At 37.4% G+C, this 25,176-nt stretch carries 24 protein-coding genes; 7 read left to right on the plus strand and 17 right to left on the minus strand.

The window, feature by feature from the left end; all coding sequences use genetic code 11:
* Positions 1-3 precede the first annotated feature (3 nt).
* The 5 genes from IW16_RS02615 to IW16_RS02635 form a co-directional block, all read right to left on the minus strand.
* Complete coding sequence (locus tag IW16_RS02615) at positions 4-1,524, minus strand: amidohydrolase family protein (protein WP_034739397.1); 1,521 nt, start codon at positions 1,522-1,524, stop codon at positions 4-6.
* Positions 1,525-1,627: 103 nt separating this feature from the next.
* Entirely contained in the window at positions 1,628-2,368 is a 741-nt protein-coding gene (locus IW16_RS02620) for a LytTR family DNA-binding domain-containing protein (RefSeq protein WP_034740506.1), read from the minus strand.
* 150 nt (positions 2,369-2,518) lie between these two features.
* Positions 2,519-2,848, minus strand: a complete 330-nt coding sequence (locus IW16_RS02625; protein WP_034739399.1) for a hypothetical protein — start codon at positions 2,846-2,848, stop codon at positions 2,519-2,521.
* A 115-nt stretch (positions 2,849-2,963) separates the two neighbouring features.
* The gene (locus tag IW16_RS02630; protein ID WP_034739401.1) at positions 2,964-3,452 is read right to left on the minus strand and encodes a YkgJ family cysteine cluster protein; all 489 of its coding nucleotides are present in this window, start codon (positions 3,450-3,452) and stop codon (positions 2,964-2,966) included.
* Entirely contained in the window at positions 3,453-4,424 is a 972-nt protein-coding gene (locus IW16_RS02635; protein ID WP_034739405.1) for an ion channel, read from the minus strand.
* Between the two features lie 155 nt (positions 4,425-4,579).
* Between IW16_RS02635 and IW16_RS02640 the strand changes: the two genes are divergently transcribed.
* Positions 4,580-4,960: a group III truncated hemoglobin gene (locus IW16_RS02640; RefSeq protein ID WP_034739407.1), complete on the plus strand. Its 381-nt coding sequence runs from the start codon at positions 4,580-4,582 to the stop codon at positions 4,958-4,960.
* 53 nt (positions 4,961-5,013) lie between these two features.
* Here the strand turns inward: IW16_RS02640 and IW16_RS02645 are convergent, their stop codons facing one another.
* The 9 genes from IW16_RS02645 to hflX form a co-directional block, all read right to left on the minus strand.
* Positions 5,014-6,084, minus strand: a complete 1,071-nt coding sequence (locus IW16_RS02645; protein WP_034739410.1) for a calcium:proton antiporter — start codon at positions 6,082-6,084, stop codon at positions 5,014-5,016.
* Positions 6,085-6,150: 66 nt separating this feature from the next.
* Positions 6,151-6,489, minus strand: a complete 339-nt coding sequence (locus IW16_RS02650) for a DUF6122 family protein (RefSeq protein WP_034739411.1) — start codon at positions 6,487-6,489, stop codon at positions 6,151-6,153.
* Positions 6,490-6,522: 33 nt separating this feature from the next.
* Entirely contained in the window at positions 6,523-7,761 is a 1,239-nt protein-coding gene (locus IW16_RS02655; protein ID WP_034739412.1) for a hypothetical protein, read from the minus strand.
* Positions 7,762-9,780 carry a hypothetical protein gene (locus tag IW16_RS02660; RefSeq protein WP_034739413.1) on the minus strand — a complete coding sequence of 673 codons (2,019 nt, stop codon included), beginning with the start codon at positions 9,778-9,780 and terminating at the stop codon, positions 7,762-7,764.
* Positions 9,781-9,797: 17 nt separating this feature from the next.
* Complete coding sequence (locus tag IW16_RS02665) at positions 9,798-10,466, minus strand: hypothetical protein (RefSeq protein ID WP_034739414.1); 669 nt, start codon at positions 10,464-10,466, stop codon at positions 9,798-9,800.
* 85 nt (positions 10,467-10,551) lie between these two features.
* Positions 10,552-11,274 carry a DNA alkylation repair protein gene (locus IW16_RS02670; RefSeq protein ID WP_034739416.1) on the minus strand — a complete coding sequence of 241 codons (723 nt, stop codon included), beginning with the start codon at positions 11,272-11,274 and terminating at the stop codon, positions 10,552-10,554.
* Positions 11,275-11,411: 137 nt separating this feature from the next.
* Complete coding sequence (locus IW16_RS02675) at positions 11,412-12,695, minus strand: cation:proton antiporter (protein WP_034739419.1); 1,284 nt, start codon at positions 12,693-12,695, stop codon at positions 11,412-11,414.
* A gap of 24 nt (positions 12,696-12,719) precedes the next feature.
* Complete coding sequence (locus tag IW16_RS02680; protein WP_034739422.1) at positions 12,720-13,349, minus strand: DUF4919 domain-containing protein; 630 nt, start codon at positions 13,347-13,349, stop codon at positions 12,720-12,722.
* Positions 13,349-14,575, minus strand: coding sequence for a GTPase HflX (hflX, locus tag IW16_RS02685; protein WP_034739425.1), 1,227 nt, complete (start codon positions 14,573-14,575; stop codon positions 13,349-13,351). Before hflX ends, IW16_RS02680 begins: the two co-directional genes overlap by 1 nt.
* 205 nt (positions 14,576-14,780) lie before the next feature.
* Here hflX and IW16_RS02690 point away from each other — a divergent pair, with 205 nt between their 5' ends.
* The 4 genes from IW16_RS02690 (at position 14,781) to IW16_RS02705 (ending at position 19,118) form a co-directional block, all read left to right on the plus strand.
* A complete protein-coding gene (locus tag IW16_RS02690) occupies positions 14,781-15,488 on the plus strand; it encodes a LytR/AlgR family response regulator transcription factor (protein ID WP_034739427.1) in 708 nt (235 codons plus the stop codon).
* Positions 15,489-15,649: 161 nt separating this feature from the next.
* A complete protein-coding gene (locus IW16_RS02695; RefSeq protein WP_034739431.1) occupies positions 15,650-16,132 on the plus strand; it encodes a T9SS type A sorting domain-containing protein in 483 nt (160 codons plus the stop codon).
* A 4-nt stretch (positions 16,133-16,136) separates the two neighbouring features.
* Complete coding sequence (locus IW16_RS02700; protein ID WP_034739434.1) at positions 16,137-18,686, plus strand: beta strand repeat-containing protein; 2,550 nt, start codon at positions 16,137-16,139, stop codon at positions 18,684-18,686.
* Positions 18,687-18,692: 6 nt separating this feature from the next.
* The gene (locus IW16_RS02705) at positions 18,693-19,118 is read left to right on the plus strand and encodes a hypothetical protein (protein WP_034739436.1); all 426 of its coding nucleotides are present in this window, start codon (positions 18,693-18,695) and stop codon (positions 19,116-19,118) included.
* A 72-nt stretch (positions 19,119-19,190) separates the two neighbouring features.
* Here IW16_RS02705 and IW16_RS02710 read toward each other — a convergent pair whose 3' ends face one another.
* Positions 19,191-19,625 (minus strand): META domain-containing protein, encoded by a 435-nt coding sequence (locus IW16_RS02710; protein WP_034739438.1) that lies wholly within the window; start codon positions 19,623-19,625, stop codon positions 19,191-19,193.
* An 86-nt stretch (positions 19,626-19,711) separates the two neighbouring features.
* Here IW16_RS02710 and IW16_RS02715 point away from each other — a divergent pair, with 86 nt between their 5' ends.
* Positions 19,712-21,922, plus strand: coding sequence for a S46 family peptidase (locus tag IW16_RS02715; protein ID WP_034739440.1), 2,211 nt, complete (start codon positions 19,712-19,714; stop codon positions 21,920-21,922).
* Positions 21,923-21,994: 72 nt separating this feature from the next.
* On the plus strand, positions 21,995-22,468 hold the full coding sequence (locus tag IW16_RS02720; protein ID WP_084694500.1) for a YdeI/OmpD-associated family protein: 474 nt from the start codon (positions 21,995-21,997) through the stop codon (positions 22,466-22,468).
* A 55-nt stretch (positions 22,469-22,523) separates the two neighbouring features.
* Here IW16_RS02720 and IW16_RS02725 read toward each other — a convergent pair whose 3' ends face one another.
* Entirely contained in the window at positions 22,524-24,521 is a 1,998-nt protein-coding gene (locus IW16_RS02725) for a hypothetical protein (RefSeq protein WP_131327827.1), read from the minus strand.
* Positions 24,522-24,688: 167 nt separating this feature from the next.
* The gene (locus tag IW16_RS02730) at positions 24,689-24,889 is read right to left on the minus strand and encodes a bacteriocin-like protein (protein WP_034739444.1); all 201 of its coding nucleotides are present in this window, start codon (positions 24,887-24,889) and stop codon (positions 24,689-24,691) included.
* Positions 24,890-25,176: the final 287 nt, after the last annotated feature.

Raw genomic sequence — 25,176 nt, forward strand, 5'->3', positions numbered from 1 at the left:
ACATCATTTCAAGTATTCGTTGATTGATATTCTCCTGCTTTCGTTATTGGCATCTTCGATACCCTTCAGGATTGTCTTGATTTGGACCTTGTTCATTATATATGTATTAAAAAACACATATTCAATCGCCTTTGTGTTTTTAATGTTGCTTAATGGATTGCCGGCTAGCAACACCAGGTCCGATTGATACCCCTCTTTTATTTTTCCAGTCTTACTTTTCATCCATTCACCAGGGGCAACCGTGGCAGAGTAAAGGGCTTGGGAATTGGTCATTCCAGAATTAGACAGAGACTCCAGCTCATCATGTAGAGAAAACCCGGGGACAACAGTTGCTACATTAGCATCCGTTCCTGCCATAATAGTAACCTTATGATTGACCAGCGCTCGGGTCATGATATGAATCGCCTCTGCATAGGTCTTCCAAAAAGTCAATGATAGTTTCTTTGCATCAGGATCATCTTTTCCATTGTATTCATATCCGTTTCTACCTGGCAGCCAGCCCAATTTGTAAAGTGGAGTTCCTTCAATAATTTGTGGGTTAGCATATTTTAATTCAATTTCTTTAAGTTTAGAATCTAAATTAAATCTTTGGCTGACAAAACTTTCACATAACCATACCGTTGACGTAACACTAATGTTTCTCTCCTTTAGTTTTTGTGCGATTTGCTCAGAACGTATTGTAAGAAAACGGAGGTACTCCTGCGGATTTTTAGAGATTGATTTTCCAAACTCATCAATCGTTTTAACCGTTATTTCTTCAATATGTGCCACTTCTTTCTGACCCGACTGATAAAAGGTTTCTAAATTAACCAATGGGATATGTCCAATAACCGGAATATGATTTTGTTCGGCAATTCCGATTGTTGTTTTAAACATTTGGGGATTCACAAACCCATACATTTTAATAGCATCATATCCCTGCCCGCTTATTTTCTTTATTGCTTTCTGAGCATCTTTTTTATTAGAATAATTAACGGCCCGCCTGGTCCAGCTATAATAATAACCGGCTAACCCATTCTCACTAAATATCGGTGGTGAAGCAACATACATTCGTGGCCCCAAACCATTTTTCTGTATCGATCTTCTCCATTCTAAAATAACAGGCTGTCCTGCCATTTCTCTAATGTAAGTAACCCCATTCACAAGATATAAAAACAAATCATTTCTGCTTTCTTTTAAATGAACATGGCTATCTACCAGTCCCGGGATCAGATACCGTTCTTTCCCATCAATAACTACAGCTGTTTCATCTATTACCTGATCCGTCCCTAATCTGACAATTATACCGTCTTTTATAACGACATCCTGATTCTTCATAAAATGAGTGCAGTCTTCAGATAGAACATTGACATTTCTTATATGAGTAATTTTTGACTGTTTAATAACTGAAGAAAAATCAATACCCTTTACCAACTTACCCGACACCTTATTCAACTCATTATCTGCCCATAAAAATCCACACAGAAGAAGACCTAATACTATTAGAACCGAATACAGAACTCTCCTAAGCCAAAGCTTTTTCATAAATTATTTATATTTATTTCAAAAGCAAAATAAATACAAATGCTCACGAAAACATTGTAAATAAAATGATTAGGGATGAAATGCGCTGTTTTAGGGATGAAAGTTATAGGGATAATACATACTCCTTATAATTTTTAGACACCGGAATTTCAATTTGAGTAAGAGATATTGTATCCTGATTTTTCCAGGCTTTAAAATGAGACGGGTTTATCAGATGGGAACGATGAACCTGAATCAAAAAATCAAAGTCCTGCTGAATCTTTTTCAGGGTGCTTCGGATGAGTTTTGTTTTTAACTCAGTTCCGTCCATAAAGAAAATTTCAACATAATTCTGTGAATTGGAAACACAGATCAAATCATTTCTTCTGATCTTTAAAATATCAAGTTTATTTTCCCCTCTAATAATAATGTTATCGTCTTTGGCAGGAATTAATGTAACAGCATATATCCTGGCCAAAACCAGTATTGGTGTAGAAATCAAAGCCAGTTTAAGAATGATTGTCATGAAAAATTTAGAAAAATCATACCCTCCATCTAAAACGGGACTTTTGTAAAAACAATAAGTGCTTATCGTATAAAACAGCTGAAAAAAAACAATAGCTGCTATTTCAAGTCCAGAGTTCCATTTCAACAGCTTATCAAAGACTCTTTTTTGAATGACAGCAATTAAGCTATAACATAAAAATGCGATGGTGCTAAATCCAATGCTGATAAGAATCCATACTTTAAAACTTACCGTTCCATCATCGAAAGGTCTTATAAAAAAAGCGAAAATGAAAAGCCAGATACTGAGAAATATTCCAATCAGTATATGATGCTTAATCGAAGGGTTTAATCTTTTCATTAAAAAAAGGGCTGGCTGCCAGATGAGTTTATGGTTATTCTTTATGAAGAGGAAATATACATAAATATATATTGACTCGTTCACTACCCATAAAAAATCCTGAGACATACTGCCTCAGGATCCCCTTTCTGCTTTGTTCAATATTTATATTTACTTAGATGACTTTGCTTTTTTCTTACCTTTCTTTTCTGCTTTTGCAGTCTCAGAAGGCTTTGTAGCATCTGTGGCAACATCAGTACTCACCGGTGCCGCCGTTTCAGCTGTTGTCGCAGGAATCGCTGCTGGTTCTGCTGTAGTCGTTCCTGTAGTATTCTGTTTTTTGGCATCTGTAGAAGTGCTCGTTTGTGTATCCTGCTGTTGAGTTTGAGTGGTCTGGTTAACAGGTGTGCTGGCTGGCTTTTGAGTTTGTGTCTGCGCCTGAGCAGATACCGCGATTACGCCGACTAAAGTAAACGCTGCTGTTAAAACTAACTTTTTCATAATAAAATATTTAAATGGTTGTTTAATTTAAACGACACTCTTTTTATTAAATTATGCGTAAGGGTCTTATTTAACGTACTTTATCATTATTTAAGAGTTTTTACAAACTGCAATTTTACTTTGAGATATTCTTCATCATCTTTTCTACAAATTCAAATGCTGCCGGACAGATGACCGTATTTTTAATCATCAGGTCATTGATCTGGTATATTTTTTTTCGGTCTGTATGGGGGTATTCTCTGCAGGCTTTCGGCCTTACTTCATAAATAGAACAGGTATTGTCGTTATTTAGGAAAAAACAGGGAAGATTCTGAAGTACTTTATCATTATCTTCATCCACCCTTAAAAACTTGGCTTCAAAATCAGCCTGCTTCATACGCAGATGTTTTGAAATGCGCTCAATATCTTTTTCTGTATATAGAGGTCCTGTTGTTTTGCAGCAATTGGCACATTGAAGACAGTCCACTTCATCAAAAACTTCCCCATGGGTTTCCTGAACTATATAATCAAGGTTTTTGGGCTGTTTCTTTTTCAATCCGTCCAGAAACTTTTTATGTTCCTTCTGCTTCTGTAAAGCCTGCTTTTTATAGAGGTCTAAATTCATTTATTCATTATCTCCAGCTATGACCGGAAGTTCTGTTTTTTGATATTCGTTAATTTTATCCAGGTCCAATATGGTTGTCTGATCGTTATTATCCGGATAGTACATCGGGGTAAATTTGGCCCCGTACACAATCTCTTTAGAGACATATGAAGATCTCTGAACGACAGTGTTGGAAAAGACTTCATCAAAAGCGCGAACCTGGACTATAATCTCAATATCCGTATTTTGAAAGTCATCTTCAGAAAAACCATAAAATGGCGAGTCTACTGTGATCTCATGAACAACCGTCCAGTTTAGCGCCAGTGTATTGATCTTGCTCAAATGCGTCTTTAAAGAATAAAAATTGCTTTTTGGAGCCCCGTTTTCAATTACTTCAATAGCGGTAGAAACGATGACATCAGCATCGGTCAATGCATTATTTTTAAACGGTGCCAGCCTGAACATCAGAGCCCTTGAATCTTTGAACGGAGAAATAACTGCAATATCCGAAAATCTTAGATAAGCTCTCGGTCTTGAAAACCTTCCATAAAATAGCCCGGTTGCAATCGCAAAGGTAAGCAATCCCAGAAAAGCTTCAAAAGTAGCTACAAGACTTGCCGTAAAACCTACCGGCGCAATCCTTCCATAACCTACCGTAGTAAACGTCTGTGAACTAAAGAAAAACACATCAATAAATTCGTTCAGGGGATCACTTTTATCAATACCCGTCAAATGCTCTACTCCGATGAGGTAATAGATCATTGCGAATACCAGATTAATGAGAATATACGCAATCACCAGATAGGATAAAAAACGAAAAGTAGACAGGTTCAGCATCGTGTGATACCAACTTAGCCTGTTGAATACATTCACGCCTCTTCGCTTTACATTCGGAAGCCCGTCTTTATTGATAAACCTTCCGGATGCATTGCTTCCGAAACCGCTGTTTTCAGTGTTTTTCTGACGAATCTTCTGCCTGAAACCTCTTGCCATTTTTTTAAGATTTATGTTTGTTCGGATTTCTTAAAAAACATATTTGTTCTATTACCAGCAATCCCTTTAACAATGCAAAGATAAAATATTGTTTTCATGAAATTTATCAAGCTGATGATTGAATTTTTAATTTGATTTTGCAGTACTTTTGAAATATGAAAAAATTGGAATCACGAGAGGATATCGAACACCTTGTCAATTCATTTTACGCAAAAGTAATTAAAGATGAGACGATTGGGTTTTTCTTTAATGATGTGGCCAAAGTAGACTGGGACCGACATCTTCCCAAAATGTATTCATTCTGGGAATCTATTCTATTTGGAGAAATGAGTTACAAGGGAAATCCCATGGGCGTCCATTTTCCCATCAATGAGATCCAGGCCATGGAACAGAAACATTTTGACCGCTGGCTCGAACTCTGGAGAACATCCATTGAAGAAAACTTCGTAGGAGAAAATGCTGAAATGGCTATTTATAAATCTGAAAACATTGCTAAACTGATGGCTTTTAAAATGGATCTTGCCAGGAGGCTGTAATGCAGATCCTGGTTTTGTAAGTCTTTTTAATATGCCGAATTCCTAAGTATTAATTAAGGAACAATTACAGTAAAGATGTATGCGGCGAGATTCACTAATAAAACGGTTCCATACAGGATATTCGTTTTCCCCCGGCTTAAAGAAAGCATGACAATAAACACCGAAAGAGAAAGCAGGATAATATCTTTTTTATCAAGCCCCAATACCAACGGAATATCATACATAATACAAACAGTAGATACTGCCGGAATCGTAAGACCAATACTTGCCAGTGCTGACCCCAATGCCAGATTCAAACTGGATTGTATCTGATTGCTTCTTGCTGCACGTATAGCGGCCACCCCTTCAGGCAGAAGGACAACTCCTGCAATAATAACCCCAACTAAAGATTTGGGAGCTCCGATGCTCTGTACCATACCTTCAATGGTTCCGGAAAGTCCTTTCGCCATCAGTACGACAATTACCAGACAGACAACCAGGAATCCAAAGCTTATCAGTGTTTTATTCAGTGAAGGAATATAATGTTCTTCAGGATGTTCATCGGGAACGATAAAGTAGCTTCTGTGGCGCACTGTCTGTACCATCAGAAAGACTCCATAAATCACAAGACATGCAATAGAAATAAAAATTAGCTGGGCTTCGTTATAGAAAGGTCCGTTGACACTTGAAGTAAAATTGGGAAGAACAAGGGTAAGTACCAGAATGGAGACAATACTTACAAGATAGGTTGTTGCGGAAGTTCTTGCGAAAAACTGTTCATGATATTTGACGCCACCTACCAGGATACATATCCCCAAAATTCCGTTAAGAATAATCATTACGGCAGCAAAAACGGTATCTCTGGCCAGCGTGATCGCCTGATCTCCGCCGGCCACCATCAGTGAGATGATCAGCGCGACTTCAATGATCGTGATACAGAGTGCAAGAATAATAGTTCCAAACGGCTCCCCTACTTTATGGGCGACCACTTCTGCGTGATGTACTGCAGATAAGACACTTCCGGTGAGGAGAAGGCCTGCAATAATGTCATAGAAAACTCCGCTTCCCATCAATCCTGAAAAGTAATAACCCACCGCTAAAACGGGAAAGATATACGTATAATGTAAAAGTTCTTTTAATCTCATAAGCTGTCTACAAAATACAAAAAATCTATGAAATTTGAAATATCAAAAGAAAATATTAATAATATTTTAATGAATCCACAGGTTAAAATCCAGAAAATCCGTCAGCATATGGAACAAAAGACCAATAGCTGCAATTCTGATATTTCCTTTAAAAAACAGCAGCAAAAAATACACCGCAATGGCATAATAGGAATGTAAAAAATGAAAACCTATGCTATTTCTTGAAGGATCGAAGACAGGATTGGCAAAAAGATGGTCCAAATCTACGGCCATTGTACCCAGCATAATGAGATACGCTTTTTTCCAGTTTTTGCGAAAAAAGATCAAAGCAATAAAAACCGGAAAAACCAGATGTAAAAAATAGTGTGTGAATGTTTTCAGTAATGCAATTTCAGATAATGTCATTAATAATCAGTCAGTTTTAGGATTACAGGTTTCTTACCATCTCAAAATTAAAGGCAGTTCTCCCTTCTTGGCTTTGATCTTCATCCAGTAGCTTTCTGCTTTATTTCCGTAAAAAACATACTCCAAATCAGAAAGTATTCTTTTCTCACTCGCCGTTAAAGTACTTAAAGAAGACAGCAGCAATGGACTGTTGGCAATAAAGATATAATTTTCCTTAAGTTTTGGAGAAGATGGTATTGGTTTCTTTGTAGATGTAATGATAAGTCCTTCATTACTTTTTTCAATTAAATTAGGCTGAAAAGGAATTGCTGTGAATTGGTTCTGAGCGTTGATCCATTTTTTATGCTGAAAATATTGCCAGCTTTTTTCAGGAGCTTTACTCTGTAGTTCAATCACATAATTGGGTTGGATAATTTTCTGATAGGTCTTTTTCTCAATCTCATTAAAATTATCGTCATAACCATAAGTGATGATGGTATCATTCACCTGCTCAAGATCAGCAGTTGACTTTAAAGAATAGATCTGAGCTGAATCTGCAAGCTTTTTATCAAAAAAACGAGCATATTTTTTTATATTCTCCGCATCCAGTTCAGCATCCAAAAAGTGTTTTTTCTTCTTCGCTTCAGCAACCACAGATGAGAAATTTCCTGTTTCTTCCGTATTTTTTATTTCAATTTCATCAGCTTTCAGGTCAATAGAAAAATTCTGAATTTTCTCTCCTGAAATAAAAGAAATGCTCCCCAAACTGCTGTGAATAAACTCATCTGCAGAACGTGTATTCTTGTCTGAAGATTGAAAAATCATTTGGTTTATATTTTCAAATGCCAAAGCAGACGTTCCAACGATGCCATGCCCTCCCACTATTTTAATGAAAATCTGATCCTTTTGAAAGACATCAGAACCTTTACTGATAAATTGATTGCTTTTTAAATAAGCTGAAAACTGTTGTGGATCTTTCAGTTCAACCACAGTGTACCACTCTGAAAACCGGGTATCCTTAAGATGGAATATTTGTAAAAAATCCGGGATTCTGATTCCTGAGTCTTTTAATGAAATCCCTTTTTTATCTTTTGTTCTGCTTCCTGACCATTTTGAAGGATGGGCAATGAAGCTTGAAATATATTGTCCCATTAATTTTTTCACGTCGATTAAAACGATCACATCTGCATTTTTAGGGACAAATTTTAATGTTTTGTCTTTATAAAAACACACAAAATAAAGCGCAACTGCCAGTACAATAACTAACGGGACAATAAGTTTCTTTTTGTTCATCTATAATATTTGAGGCTTTTTTTCTGATTCTTTAATTTTAAAGATCTCATCAAACAGATCAAAGAAATACATCAGGCTGTTTTCTGAAGAGTTTTTAATCTTATAATCCATTTCTGTCTCTACGCTGTCTCCTTTTACCTCAGTTTTAAAATACACTTCACCCACATTTTTTCTAAACAGATCAAGCGTTTTTCTTTCAGAAGGTGTTTTAAATTCTTTTTCTAAACCGATCACAAGTTTCTGCATATCCAATCTTCCTGACAGTGGATATTTGGATGAATCTTTTGCCCATTGTTTAGAAATATCTGACTGGTTCTGAGGCATAATATTTTCTGTTGCACTTGTAAGATATACAATACCATCCTTCACAATAAAGTACAGCTGGTCCATATATCCATCTCCTTTAGCATCTTTAAAAGAATAAAAGTTTCCGGTTTTTGAGAACTTTTTAGAAGTATGCTTATTGGTCGCCAATACATTAAAAACACGGTTCCAATAGCCTTCATTTTCTGTTGCAAAAGCAAATGTAAAATTAGGAACTGCTACATCTTTGGTTTTCTTTACTTCTTTTTCATTGTAGTCCTCATCATACTCGTAGTCTGTATATTCTACTTTTTTAGATTTCAATTCATTCAGAACAAAGATTCCGTTTCCTGGAGCAATTTTAGTGATCGCTTCTTCATCCAAAACAATTTTCATTGTTTCCATCATCAGCTCCATTTCCTTTTTATATTCTCCTTCTCCTGAATCCTGAAGGAGACTGTACATCATGTCAAAAGATTTTGCTCCATTTATATTCATCACATAATAGCCGATACTTTTTTCATTGATAAGTTCTGCCAGTTTCTTGTTTTTCTTACCTTTATAGACTGATGAAATTGTTTTCTGCGTTTCAGGATCTTTATGCTGATAATTATTCACCAGCCTTACTTTATCTTTATCAAAATACAAGTTGTAAGACGAATCTGAATTGTATGCATTTCTAAGGAACTGCCAAAATTCCAGCTGCTTCATCATTTTTCCGTAGATCCCTTCGTTGACCATTTTCCCGTAATCTGTATAAACATATACATCAGAATGAGGATCTCTGAAAGTGAGCATTGTTTTTGGAACATCAATTTCTAAATTTGAACTGAAATACTGATCAAAACGGCCCTCTGCAATTTTCTTTACTATTTTGAAATTTTCAATGCGCACAGAATCCAGTTCCTTCTGATAAGCTGAATCCACTTCAGCTTCTGCATACTCTTCTTCTTTAGGGTAAACATCAGGATCACCTTCAGAATGCTGCGTATCTACATTTTCTTTCGGGTATTTATGATTCTTTTCCAGATACTTGATATCTTTCTGAATTCTTATAATTTCCTTATTGTTATCCCTGATGCTCTCTTTTAAATATTTGATATCCTGCTTAAGGCTTATGATTTCTTCCTTATAATCAAAAGCTTTTTCTGGTTCTACAGCATAAGCAGTGTCCACAGCAACAGCGGCACTATCTGTAACAGTTGTTGCACTATCCACCGCAGCATTAGACCACATATCCTTATAAGGCTTTGTATAATTCACCATGCTCAAAACAGCACGGTCATTATTCCAGGCTACAAATACATTATCGTCGATATCTACATAAGAATAACTGTTTTTCTTAGAGATTTCCTGTCCTTTTTTCTTGGTAGAATTGATGAATTCCTGGAATTTCTCCTTGTTGTCTACAATAAAATGCGTGGTGTATGTTTGTATAGAATCATTAAAACTCGCATAGTGATACTGTGTAGCATCATATTTAATCCCGGTTTTCGAATAATCGTTCCACGAAGATTTTTCTTTATCTTTCTTGGTTAATTCATGCAATAAAGGATTCAGCTTTTGCCAATTGATTTTTTGATTAAGCTGTTTCCCGTTGATCTCCATATAGAATACGGCATCCGTAGGAAGCTTCATGCTCTTCTGTGCAAAAACGAGCATAAAACCAAAAAGAACGAAAGTAATGGTTTGTGTTTTTAATAATATAGATTTCATGGCTGAGTGTTTAGAATTTATTGAAATAATATCGTGTTTTGTAATTGTTTCTTTTGAAATATAAGATCTAAAATATCCGATTCCAGTTTCACCGCTTTTTTGTTCGGAGCCAATACGTAAGAAGAATTGGTTTGAGATTTTACCGTGCTTTCAAACTGCATGATGGAAGTATATCTGGCATTATTGAAGACTTCTCTGTCCGCTTTTCCCATCTTGTCATAATCTGCTTTGAAGGTATTGACTTTGTTTCGGGTTAGGGATTTCTTTTCAAGACTCTGACTGTAAATTTGTGTAGGAATCATTTTTCCCAGAATATTTTTAGCCTTCAACTGTTCAAGTCCGGCGTTGATATTTTCTATTTTTTTGAAATTGCAGCTCAGTTTAATGATGTAATTATCAAAATCCATTGAGGTTTTTACATTGCTGATACCCGGTGTTCCTTTGAAAATTTTAGCTGCTTCATTGATTTTATTTTCAATTTCAGATTTTTTGGGAACTTTTTTTCCGTTAATGGTTTCCATTTTAGAGATAGAAGCCAATCTGGTTTTGCTTTTACTGGCATTAAGAATAATCGTATATTCTCCGGTTCCATCAGCTTTGACATTGACTTTATCCAAAATATCAAAACAACTGCTGAGCAATAGTAAAGGAAGAAAAAGCACAAACAGCCTCAGAAAATTTTTCATATTTGAGTTTTAAAACACAAAACTACTTAATTCCGTTTGAAAATACTTTATGGAGTCTGTTATTTCACTGAAAACAACCATTTTTTTAGATTCTGCCTTTCAAATAATCCTGTCTCACCTCTTCATCCAGCTTTTCGATGGCATATCTGAGGCATGTTCTCGGCATTTCATGGTAATATTTATTTAGAAAACTGATCAGTTCTCTTTCGTCCTTCTGCCCCATTTCCCTCAGCAGCCACCCGTTTGCTTTGTGCATCAGATCGTGGGGATGCCTGAGATTTTTGATGACGAATTCTTTAGTAAGTTCAAAAGATCCTTTTTTCACGTAGTGCATTGTTCCTACTACAGCAATTCTCTTGTGCCACATTTCATCAGAATCTGAAAGGTCTCTCAACAGCTCCTCCTTTCCGGTTTCAAAGGCATATCTGCCTAAAATTTTATAACAGGTTGAATCTACCAGATCCCAGTTATTGACATAAGGAAGATGATTGAGATAAAATTGTATGATTTCTTCCTTTACAGCTTTATCTTTCGTTTTTTCAAACTTGGAGATCAGCATAAAGAGCGCGGTAAGTCTATGTTCGTGGTATTTGGAAGACAACAGAATACTTAATTCCTGCAAGCTTATTTTTGAATAATATTCTTTGGCCACCGATCTCTGGTCCGGAACTTTTACGCCCAGGAATACATCTCCTTCTCCATATTCACCTTTTCCAGTTTTGAAGAATTTGGGAAAGAATTCAGCCTTCTCAGAAATGGATAATACGGCTAATGCTTCCTGTATTTCTTTGATTAGATGATCTGCCATCCTTGTAAAAATTTTTATGATGAACTGTTTTTTCGAAAATAGATCTGTCCCTTTTTTAAATATATTAAAGTAAGACCCTTGGTTCAAATTTTATTCCCCGCGAAATAATTTATTTATTTCAATGGTGTTTTATTTAGTTAAGCATGCTCGTCTAAAACCGCCGTCTCCTCTGCCTCTTCTTTCGCAATCGCTTTTGGATTGGCTACTTTAGCAATAGTAAGCCCCTGAACAATAATAGAAAATACGACCACGCAGTAGGTAATACTTAAAATGATCTCACTGTATTCACTTTTGGGAATAGACATGGCCAAGGCAATGGAAACCCCTCCACGGATTCCTCCCCACACCAAAACTTTTATGGTCTGTGGACTAAATCTTGTTTTCAGAGACATAAATCTCGTAGGCACCCAAATTGATATCAAACGGGCAAATAAAACGACTGCAATAGCCAGAAGACCCGGAACCATAAAGTGTTTCAAATCTTTGATCATTAACAGTTCAAATCCGATAAATAAGAATAATACCGCATTCAGAATTTCATCAATAAGTTCCCAGAATTTGATCAGATAATCCTGAGTGATGGATTTCATTTTAAAACTGACGTTAAAGTTACCCATGAATAAACCTGCTGCAACCATCGTCAATGGTCCGGAAATATGCATCTGTCTTGCGATAAGATATCCACCCATCACCACAGACAGTGTTACCAAAACGGAAATAATGTAGTCATCCACTTCACGCATCAGTCTGGAAGTAATCCATCCCAGTACGACACCGAGTAAAATACCTCCACCGGCTTCTTTCATCAGAAGCAATCCTATGCTTTCAACACCCAGATCCACTTCTTTTCCAACCGCCAGCTGCAAGACTACAGTAAACACCACAACAGCCATACCATCATTGAAAAGAGATTCACCAGCTACTTTGGTTTCCAGTGATTTGGAAACATTAGCCTGCTTAAGAATACTCAAAACAGCAACCGGATCGGTAGGTGAAATAAGCGCCCCAAAAACCAGACAGTAGATAAACGGAAGCTGAATTCCTAAAAACGGAAGCATATAAAACATTCCGAATCCAACTACAAATGTAGAAATGACAACTCCGGCCGTCGAAAATATGAGGACCGGCCTGAACTGCTCTTTGAGGTCGTTGATATTGATATGGATTCCTCCTGCAAAGAGCAGGAAATTAAGCATGGCACCCATAAGAACTTCTGTGAAGTCTATACTAATCATTAACTTGTTAAGATGCCTATAAGTCTTGGGAAGCGCTACTTCTCCAAACATTACCAAGAAAATAGAAACTACTATGGCAATGACCATAATTCCGATGGTACTCGGAAGTTTCAAAAATCTGTAGTTAAGATACGCGAAAATCGATGCCAGGACTATCAAGACTGAAAATGAATAATATAACTCCACTAAGTGTTCTTTTTTGTATTAAGTTTATAGGTCTAAATAAAGTATTTTAATATAGAGCTTACGCCCGTCTTTTTCCCAGATATCAAACATCCCGTCTTTGGCAACTTTTGAACCTCTTTCGTAATCTTTTCCAATATTCAGAATATTCAGAAGGATATATTCATCTCCTACAGAATTCACCAGATAGGCTGTTTTCTCAGAGGCTCCGTCTCCTGAATCCCTTATTCCCTCCGTAAGAGAACGGAACTGGCTGAGATGGTGCATGAAATTACTTCCGTCCTTCTGGGAATCATAGGCTCTTAGAAGGACCAGAAGAATATCAAGATTCGTGGGATCTTTTTCATAGAGAATTTTTCCCTGTTTGATGCATTCTTCAAAATTATTCTGTTTAAATGCATCTGCCAAACTCTTGAAGCTGTCGTCAAGCGTTGAAATTTTATCTTCTCTGAAATTTCTGCCGTAATAAAGATATTGAGCCTCAATACTGTCAAGAGATTTTGGATATACTTTATATTTAAAAATCAGTTTCTCATAATTGTATGGAGAATCTGGATTTTTAAGGCTTTTTTCAATGTTCTTTAAATCAATTTTTGACTTCTGACTGAATCCAAAAACCGAAAATAAAACCAATAACAGGAAAAAGGGATATTTCATTAATCGTTGTTTTCTTCTTCCTCGTCGTTGTCGAAATATTCGAAAAGAAAATCATTGTAAGGAAATCTGGAGATATGAATCTTCATCACCTCATCGTAGATCATTTTCTTCATTTCCGGGAAATTTTCTTTTGTTAAGGCAGAGATGAAAACTGTTGGATATTTTGATTTTCCCATCCAGGTTTTTTTCCATTCCTCTAAAGAAATATTCTTTTTCGTAGATGGCGTAAGATCATCATCATCCTTTCTGTCGTAGCTGAAACCATCAATTTTATTGAAAACCATGATCATCGGTTTTTGATGAGCATTGATCTCCATTAAAATATTATTAACAGATTCTACCTGATCTTCAAAGCTTTCATGAGAAATATCCACTACATGGATAAGCAGATCTGCTTCTCTTACCTCATCCAAAGTAGATTTAAATGATTCTACAAGCTGAGTCGGAAGTTTTCTGATAAATCCTACTGTATCGGTAAGCAAGAATGGTAAATTTCCAATAACTACTTTTCTTACTGTGGTATCAAGCGTTGCAAACAGTTTGTTTTCTGCAAAAACGTCAGACTTGGAAAGCGCATTCATCAACGTAGATTTCCCCACATTGGTATACCCTACCAAAGCAGCACGTACTACCTTTCCACGGTTATTACGCTGGGTAGCCATCTGTCTGTCTATTGTTTTAAGCTTCTCTTTTAACAGGGAAATTCTGTCGCGGATGATACGACGGTCAGTTTCAATCTCTGTTTCTCCGGGACCTCTCATCCCAATCCCCCCTTTCTGACGTTCCAGGTGGGTCCACATTCTTGTAAGACGTGGCAAAAGATATTGATACTGCGCCAATTCTACCTGAGTTCTTGCATAAGAAGTCTGTGCTCTCTGAGCAAAAATATCAAGGATAAGATTGGTTCTGTCAAGAATTTTAACTTCTATTTCTTTTTCAAGATTTTTAAGCTGAGAAGGAGATAATTCGTCATCAAAAATAACCGTCCCTATCTCATTTTCTTTTACGTACTCTTTTATTTCCTGTGCTTTTCCACTTCCTATAAATGTTTTGGAATCCGGCACCGTTAATTTTTGTGTAAAACGTTTCTGAACTGTTGCGCCTGCTGTGAAGGCCAAAAACTCCAATTCATCCATATATTCCGTAAGCTTATCTTCATCCTGATTTTGGGTAATAACCCCCACCAAAATGGCTTTCTCGTAATTATGTTCTTTCTTATCTAGCATTAATTTCTGTCTATGTTTGTGATTTTCACAAGATACCAATTTTCAGGAAAAAAAACAAAATCATTTTTTAATATTCTCTATTTTTTAATGTTAATTTAAGTTTTAGTAATCTTTCTTTTATAAAAAATTATTAACTTTATAAAGAAGATTTATGAATAATAAACATTTAAAATTATAGATCTTATAAAAAAACTAACACTACATCATGATTGCGCATATTAAATGTATGATCATTGATGATGATGAACTGGACAGACTGGTTCTTCAGCATCATATCAGACAATATGAAACTATAGAAGTTATTGCGTCTTTTAATTCGGCGGAAAAGGCTGTTCCATACCTTGAATTTCCGATCGATCTCCTGATCTGTGAAACTAAACTTCCAGGGATGAACGGATTGGAATTCAGAAAGCTCGCACACAAGATTCCTGCCTGTATCTTTGTAAGTTCCCATACCGAAATGGCTGCTGCAGCTTTCGAAATTAATGCATTAGATTTTGTTTCAAAACCTCTAATAACAAAGCGCTTTCATCATTCAATAGAGAAAGTCTTCGCCTTTTTTGAAATGAAAGAAAAATGCGAGTGTTTTGATGCTCTTCTCGGCGAAAACTGTATTAAGATAAAGGAAGGCGGACATATCACCCAGATTAAACTTACGGATATTCTTTACCTTGAAGCACTGAAAGATTATACACGGCTCGTCACCCATGATAAGAAACACTGCATCCTCGATTCGCTTGGAAATCTTCTTCATAAAAGCTTTTTCGACTCTTTTGTCAGGATACACCGCAGCTATGCTGTTCCCCGTCATTTCATCCGTGGAAAAAACAGCCACGAGATCGAACTGATTCACCAAATCAAACTGCCAATAGGAAGAACCTATAAAGAGAATCTTTCTTTTCTCAATCCATAATTCTGGAATACCTACATTTTTGCAGTAAAATGACGTTGGTCGATTATATTTACCGTTAGTCTATTTTTCTCTGATCAGGTTGTGATATGTGGTAATTTAGTGTTTACAAATTTTCTATTGAAAGTTTTGAAAACCAATTAATAACCACAAAATTATTTTACATGAAAAGAACATCTATTCAATGCTTCTTTCTAACTCTGTTCTCTTTTTCGGTCAGTATTCTCAACGCCCAGTCGGCAGTTCTGACTACAGGAACAGATGCATCAGGAAGCAGCGGCTCGGTTTCTTACAGTGTTGGCCAAACCACTTATCTGTACAAGGGAGCAAACTCTCAGGTTATGGAAGGTGTGCAGCAAGCCTACGAAATCACAACACTATCTGCCAATGAAACCGTATCAAAGCAAGAAGGCATTCTACTCTATCCCAATCCTGTCAGAGATTATCTCTACATAGATTTTACTTCAGCTCCGTATAAAGGATCCGAATATCAGCTATTTGACGCTCAGGGTAAACTGATCAAAAAGGACGTGATTTCACAATCAAAGTCTGAACTCGATTTTTCTGCTCTTCCATCGGCTGTTTATTTGATCAGAATCAATCAGAACGGGGAAAACCTAAAAACATTTAAAGTCATAAAAAAATAACGCCATGAAAAAAATATTATTATCGCTGGGGATCATGCTGGGCCTTTTTATCGGGCATGCACAGGCTCCGGAAAAAATGAGCTATCAGGCCGTGATGAGAAACGGATCCGGCCAGCTGCTGGCCAACCAAAGTATTGCAGTTAAAGTAAGTGTTCTTCAAGGTTCTCCTGCCGGAACACTGGTTTATTCTGAGAGGCTGGCAGGAAATACAAATGCAAACGGACTTATCAGTTTGGAAATAGGAACAGGAACAGTGCTTTCCGGAACCTTTGCTACGATCAACTGGCCTTCAGGCAGCTATTATTTAAAAACAGAAACTGACCCTGCAGGGGGTACCAACTATACCATCGCAGGAACAAGCCAACTTTTAAGTGTTCCCTATGCTATGTATGCAAAGTCTGCGGGAGGAACCGGTGGCAACTTCACTATACCTTATACAAACACGGTAAATAATGCATCTACTCTTTTTTCATTAGTTAATGATGGAGACGGAACATCTGTGGAAGGCATTAATAATACAACCTCTTCCAGCATAGCTGCTGTACGCGGAATCGTAAGCAACACCGCACCTGGAGGGTTCTCCAGTGCGGTGCGGGGTATCAATAACGGAACCGGCGGACTCGGAATAGGAATCTGGGGAAGCCAGGCCGGAAGCGGATGGGGCGTATATGGGGTTACTCCCGGCGGACTCGGAGTTTATGGAAATTCATCAGGGGCAGGAACGGGAGTGTATGCAAACAGCAATACAGGAACCGGCCTTACTGCAACCAGTACTAACGGGATTGCAGCAAGCATGTCTATTTTCAATAATGCCAATAACAACAATGTCCTTAATGCCAATACCCTTGGAAACGGAACAGTCATTAATGTTTCCTCTTCAGGAAGTGGTGCAGGTGTTCTCAGTTCAACAGGAACAGGATTTGCGATACATGGTATTACCAATGCTCAAACCTCCGCAGGTATCATAGGGGATAATAGCGGAGCTGGTGAAGCAGTAGTAGGCAGAACAACGAGTGATATTGCAGGAGCTGTAGTGGGTAGAAATGATGGAGGAGGTTATGGTGTAAGAGGTTTTATTTCCACCAATACTACCGGAACAGCCGTTGGGGTGTTAGGCCAGGTAGGATCAAACAATAGTAAAGGGCGTGCAGGACGCTTTGAAAACTTTAATGCTTCCAATGATATCAATAATGTATTTGAAGTGGAAACTAACGGTAACGGAAACATTCCTGATAACACGCAAGGTAATGCTGCTTCCTTCATAGTTGACAATACCAATAGTGTCGGGGCAGCGGTAAGAGGTGAAGTGAATACCATTTTCGGGAACTTTGGTGCTGCAGGTATTTTTGGGATTTCTTCAGGGACAGGCGGCCGTGCAGGTTTGTTCTATGCCTCAAACCCCTCCGGAAACGGAGCCGCACTGATTTCCCTAACTGATGGAAACGGAAATGCGATCACAGCCAATGCAGGCAAAGATGGAAACGGTGTAGAAACCAATATCGACGGTGCAGGAAATGCTCTTTATGCATGGGTCCCCACTTTTGCAACAGGACGGGCAGGAAAGTTTAATATATTCAATGACGCAAATACAAGTGATGTTATAACAGTAACTACCGTAGGTAATGGTAATGCCGGAAACTTTAAGGTTGACCGGGTAACAGGCACCTCTGCTGCTGTAAGAGGAGAAGTCAATTCACAATTTGCCAACTTTGGGACTGCGGGAATTTACGGTATTTCGTCAGGTACCGGTGGATTTGCCGGATTATTCCATGCCAGCAATCCGGCTGGAAACGGTCCTGCTCTGATCGCCATAGCAGATGGTAATGGAAATGCTATTACTGCGAATGCGGATAATCTTGGAGATGGTATAGAGAGCACGGTAAATGGCAGCGGAAGTGCTATTTATGGCTGGGTACCTAATTTCGGAACGGGACGGGCCGGATATTTCAGAAATTTTAACGCTGCCAATGGAACGCCTGTACTTTCTGTAACCAATGCAGGAACCGGAACCGGGGTATTTGTCAATCATACAGGTCCTTCAGGAAACATTGCTGTATTCCAAAGTGCCGGTGTCAATGTAGCAAGAATCAATAAGGCAGGAATGGGATTCTTCAACGGAGGGACTCAAAACAGTGGTGCTGACGTTGCTGAAGCATTTGACGTAGAAGGTAATACTTCAGATTATGAACCCGGTGATATTTTGGTGATCTCAACAGATTCGGACCGTACCGTAGAAAAATCATCAAAAGCCTACTCTACTCTTGTGGCCGGAGTGTATGCAACGAAACCCGGTGTTCTTTTAACGGAAGAAAATATTGATTCTGAATTAATCGGAAAAGTTCCGATGGGTGTCATTGGTGTGATTCCTACAAAAGTTTGTCTTGAGGGCGGAAAAATTAAAAGAGGAGATCTTTTGGTAACCTCATCAAAATCAGGAACAGCCATGAAAGCAAATCCTAAGAGGGTAAAAATCGGGCAGGTCATCGGAAAAGCTCTTCAGGATTATGACCAAAACTCTATCGGTAAAATTAAAGTATTGGTAAACATTAAATAAACGATCATGAAATCACTATATATCATCGCATTTTCAGCATTAAGCATGAGTATTTATGCTCAGGAAAACAAGAAAGCCATGGAACAGGAAGATCAGGCTCAGGAGGTGAAACAGCTCAGGGAGCGGGAAGCTCAACTGACAAAATCGTCTCAGGAAAATGCTCCGAAAAAACAGAGCGCTACCACACTTGCTTCAGAACAGTGGCTGGAAGTGAAAAAACAGGAAACAAAACCTCAAGTTTCTCAATCAAATAATCAATCAGGAAAACTACTCCCCAACACAGCAAGCCTTGCCGAAATCAAAGCTTCTATTCCCAATAGACAGGTATCCCATAACCGCACAGTAAATTCTAGGAACACAAATAATAATGTCGTAGGTCTGCCCAATACGGCGACTTTGGAAGAAATAAAAAAAACAATCCCAAAAAACTGATAACCAAAACAGATTTCAAAAAGAAAGTCCGCCAAGTGCGGACTTTTATATTTTTAAGCTCAACAACCTGAGTTAATCCCAATCTGCTGCAACAAACTTCATAGCGTTACCATTATTATCTGACAAGGTAAGAAAATGTCCTTCGATTGTATAATTGGTCATTTTATCGAATTTTTGCCCGAAAGCTGTTTCCAATTCCATATTCTGGCAGGCTTTCAGTGTACTTCCCACTCCTGATATTTTTACATTTCCATCGCTTTTAAATTCAGACGTAAAAAACATACTGTTGCATCCCATATGAGCGCCTCCGCGAATTTTTCCTTTTTCTATTGCTCCTGTCAGATTGATTTCTGCTCTATTTTTAATCAATTCTTCTTTAGAAAACTGATCAAAAGAAATCAGCATCCACTGCCTTTGAAGACCTGGATTTTTTTCGGGAACAGCAGAGCAATTGACAACGGCAGCTAAAAGCAAAACAGCAAAAAATGATGTAAGTATTTTTTTCATGCGGATTATCCTTCCATTTTCATACCATTCCGGGACAGAATATCGTAAAAATTAGTAAATTAGCGACACAAAAATTATTTTATAAAATGAAAAGACTATTTCTACTGTTCACTTTCTTATTGGGCTTTGCTCAGATGAGGGCGGATGAGGGGATGTGGCTGTTAATGCTCATCAAAAGACTTAACGGGGTCGACATGCAAAAAGAAGGACTGCATTTGACACCTGAAGAAATTTATTCGGTAAACAATTCAAGCTTAAAAGATGCTATCGTAAGCTTTGGAGGCTTCTGTACCGGGGAAATTGTTTCTGACAAAGGACTTATTTTCACGAACCACCACTGTGGTTACGGTGCTGTTGCTGCCGCTTCTACTCCTGAAAAAGATTATCTTAAGAACGGATTCTGGGCTATGAAGCAGAAGGATGAATTTAATGCAAAAGATCTTTATGTAAGATTTTTAGTAAGAATGGATGATGCTACGCAGAGAATTAATTCTAAGCTAAACAACAATATGACCGGAGCAGAGAGAAAAGCAGTTATTGATGCTGAAACAAAGGCAATCCAGACTGAAAACTCTGAAAACGGAAAATATACAGTAGTCGTAAGAGATTTCTTCAACGGAAATGAATTTTACTATTTCGTATATCAGGATTATAAAGACATCAGATTAGTAGGAGCACCTCCTTCATCATTAGGTAAATTCGGTGGTGATACAGATAACTGGGAGTGGCCAAGACATACAGCTGACTTCACCGTATTCAGAGTATATGCTGATGCAGCAGGAAATCCTGCAGAATTTGCTCCTGGTAATGTACCATTGAAGCCTAAGCATTTCCTTCCTGTTTCTCTTAAAGGAATTAAGCCTGGTGATTTCTCTATGATCTTAGGATATCCTGGAAGAACAAACCGTTATCTTACTTCTTATGGAATCCAGCAGATGGTAAACAAAGATTATCCGGCCTGGGTAGAAGCTTCTAAACTGGCTATGGATGTCATGAAAAAGTATATGGACAAAGATAAAGCTACTCAGCTTAATTATGCGTCTCAATATGCTTCTGTAGCAAACTACTGGAAAAACAGACAGGGAACTATTGACGCCGTAGAGAAAAACGGAACGATCTCTGACAAACAAAAAATCGAGGATACTTACAGAAAATGGTCTGTAATGCCTGGAAATACAGAATATGACGGAATCCTTGAAGATATTGAAGCCTATTACAAGCAGGTTTCTGAAAGAAATGTTGAGAGAAATTACGCTTCTCAGTTTTCAAGAAATGCAAAATATATCACGCTTGCTTTACAGGTAGGATCTGTTCTTAAGGCTTATTCTGCTCAGGATATGCAGGGAAGACTTGCGATGAAAGCTAAGACTGAAGCTGCGCTTAAAGCAGCTTACGAAAACTTCAATCCATCTCTTGAAGGAGAAATGCTTGCTTCTATGACCAATCTTTACCAGACAAGAGTGACTAATAAAGAAGTGGCATCTGCAACAATTCTAGGATTGGATGCTAAGACGCTTTCTAATGTAGCTTATTCTTCAATCTTCGCTAATAAGACTTCTGCTACGAATTTCTTATTGAATCCGGATGCATTGAAACTTGATGCTGATCCACTTTGGAAAATTGCCAACGGAATTGTTGCTGACCAAAAAATGGGTATGGAAAGATATGCGAAAGTTGATGATAACTTCAGCAAAAACAACCGTCTATTCTTAGCCGGATTGATGAAAGCAATGCCTGAGAAAAAATTCTATCCGGATGCTAACTCTACGATGAGATTAACATACGGAACTGTAGATAAACTTCCGGTAAGACAGGACAGAAACTACTTCGGTGTTACAGATAACTATTATACTGATATGACAGGTCTTGTAGGAAAATACAAGAAAGGTGACGAAGAATTCGATCTTCCACAAAGAGTGATCGATCTTTATAACCTTAAAGATTTCGGACAGTATGCTGATGCTGCAGGATATATGCCTGTAAACTTCCTTTCTAACAACGATATTACAGGTGGAAACTCTGGATCTCCGGTAATTGACGGAGACGGAAACCTTATCGGTATTGCATTCGACGGAAATAGCGAAGCATTAAGCGGTGATATTGTATTTGAACAGGATTGGCAAAAAACGATCAACGTAGATGTACGTTTCGTTCTTTGGACTATTGACAAATATGCAGGGGCAAGAAGACTGATCGATGAATTAAAGCTTGTAAGAGGAGAAAACACTCCTGCTGATACAAAGACTAAAAATTCAGGAACAACTCAAATGCCTAAGAAAACAAAAAGCAAAAAATAATCTTTTTAGATTTATTTTTGAAACCGTGAACAGATGTTCACGGTTTTTTTATTTTTGAGTATTAAATTTTTTATGATGAAACCCATAGAATTTACAGCAGTCATACAAAAGAACGGTGAAATGAATGCTGCATTTGTAGAATTTCCGTTTTCTACAGAAAAGCTCTTCAACAAAAAAGGACAGGTGAAAATCAGAGCCTTATTTGATCAAAAAGTGGAATACAGAGGAAGTTTAGCCAAAATGAAGTCTGACTGTCATATTTTAGGCCTGACTCAGCAGGTTCGGGATCAACTTGGAAAAAGATTCGGGGATGAGGTTTTTGTTTCCTTAATTGAAGATAATGAAGAAAGAGAAGTGGAAATCGCTGATGATATTGCTTCTGTTTTTAATGAAAATCCTGATGCAAAATCCCTGTTTGATAAAATGAGCTATACCCACAGAAAGGAATATATCCGGTGGATTGAGGAAGCTAAGAAACCGGAAACCAGAGAGAAGAGAAAGGTCAGGATGATAGAAATGATTCTGAAGGGGAAAAAGGGAATATAAAAAGAGCCCAGGAAAATCCTGAACTCTTTGGGTTTATTTTAAATTAAATTATTTATTATGCAAATGGGGCTCTTAAGCTATTAATGATATTGGCAGGCAATCCTGAAACGCCAGCATATCTTACATTATTAACCAATGATACATCGTCAGCTGAAGGAAATACGTAATTTCCGGTAAAAACACAGTTTTGAAACAGAGCATGGGTCAAGTGTTCAATTTTACCACCTTTCCATTCTACATTTTTGAACTGGATGTTGCAAGTATTGAATTCCCCTACTGTCTTATCATTGTCAAAATTACTCATCTCTCCTCCCTGAGCAATAAGATTTTTCACACCCATACCGTTAAATCTTAACCTGTTGTATCCAAAACAATTATTCAATATAACTTCTGCCCTATTATTATAATCATTGTTGTCCCTTGAGTGCACGTAAGCACTTGTTGCATTACCTACATTCGTTGTTAACGTCCCTTCAATTTCTACTGTTATATTATGATTTTCCTGATAAATACTATCTTTCAATATAAGGGCGGCAACATACGAAGATTCAGGTTTTGCATTAAGTATAGTATCGGTTATTTTCAAATGCTTAACGTTATTATACTTTGCATTAATTGCTCCTAAATTATAACAAGAAATGTCAATAGCATCTGTATTAATTATTGGTTTCATAATATTTATTCTTTCGGGAAGAGTCGGAGGAGTACTAAATGCTGGAGGAGTAGCTATACCTCCCGTAGAAGTCAATGCAAACATAAAAATATCAGCTATAGAATATGTATTAAATACCGGATTATTTATATTCACTATCCCTCCTAAATTGGGAGTATCAGCTCGGATTCCAAAAAATATTCTTGCACTCCCATTGACTATTGGAGAATTCAGGGTAACATCATTTCCTGCAAACTGAAATGCAGCCGCGTCCGGTTCCGTTTTTATGATAGTGTCATTAGCTGTAAATCTGTCCGTCCAGTGATCATCTATTCCATCCTCCCAAACGCCTCTGTTGATGGTGACGTCTACGCTGTTTCTCCCAGTATATCCGTGTCTGCAGTCCATTACATTACCATCATTAATGACTACACCTATTGATTCATAGTTTGCTATACCATAACCAACTCCATCTTTTCTAAATCCTATTATAAAAGGACTGTTGATGATAATATCAGCACATTGTTTTATTTCTAGTCCCACGAGTCCGACATTATTAAGCGTATTAATAATTCTTGGATTATTTAGCGTCACATTATCTCTATTAACAAATAAATATCTTTCTTTGTTTAGCTTTCCACCTGTTTCAATACTCAGGTTTTCTATCGTAATAGGATCTTCCAATACATACTTGGTAACGGTCAACTTCTCCATCTTAGTGTATGTGCAAACTAAGGGTGTCGTTAATTTTCCATCATTACTTCTTACAAATTCCGTTTTCATGTAAGGCCCATTTGGAACGCCCTCCCGTTCGATTAAGATCTCTTTAGAATCAAAATGCAGATTTGCGAATCCTGTATTATTAAAACCTACATCTAAACTGCCTCTTAATATTTCTTGATTCCAACTGGCTGTACTAATAATTTCACCAGCGAAACGACGAGCAATCGTTATGGACACATCCCCATTCTCATTTCTAAGAATAAATTTCCCGTCACATCTTCCGCTCGCTTTAATTTCAAAAGGCTGTTGTACAACAACTTTAAATCCATCCGGAATAACCCAAAACATATTATTGGCATTGACATAATTAAAATATGATAAAACAAACGGCGTATCATTGTATGTTCCATTTCCTTTTACCCCAAAGTATCTGACATCCAGATCGTGGGTGAAATTATGTTCCAGTTTGATTCCTCCTGTTTCGATAATACTTCCTCCATCATCCGTGCCCAATGTAGCAGATAAATGATAAATAACAGGGCCTGGAGTATCTCTTGTTTCATAATATCCTAACAGACAAACTCCCTTATAAATGCCGTTTTGGAGATCTGCTATTTCTGCAGCCGACAGATTTCTCATCTCTGTCATCGTGTTTTTTACAATACATGGAAAACTCATAAAAATATTTTTTGTTGGTTAATTTTAAGACAGAGAGGTTATTCTCTTTCTATCTGAAGCAAATATCGTCACGCACAGCGACAGAACTCGACGTATTATAATGTGATGATAAAATAAAAACTGCCCGGAGCATAGCTCCGGGCAGTCTAAAAAAGAAAATTTTTCTATTATTGCATTGGTTTCGTCAGTACAGGTGTAGAAGGTCCCGTTGTTGGTGTTGTTGTAGAAGGATTTACAGTAACTCCACAGGCACTTGCACATGCTGATATGGAAGAATATTCTCCTTTATAGGTAGTTCCACAATAGCATGCAAATCCTCCCTGTACCGATCTCATGTTTTCTCTTGTTAATTTTTTCAGATTTTTCATAGTAAATATTAATTTTATGATCCCTACTCTTTTAGCTTTTCGGGTTTCGCTTTATTTCCCTAAATATAGAAATAATATTGTTAACATTCAAATTACAACCTGATATTTAATAACTTATAATGAAATTAAATAAAAATAGGTGTCAAACCATTGGTAATATTGCCCGGCAATCCTGAAACATTTGCATATTTTATATTATTAACCAGGGACACACTATCCGCTGAAGGAAATACATAATCTCCGGTAAAAACACAGTTTTGAAACAGAGCGTGAGTCAGCTTGTCAAT

Source organism: Chryseobacterium vrystaatense (genome assembly GCF_000737765.1).
Taxonomy (GTDB): Bacteria; Bacteroidota; Bacteroidia; order Flavobacteriales; family Weeksellaceae; genus Chryseobacterium; species Chryseobacterium vrystaatense.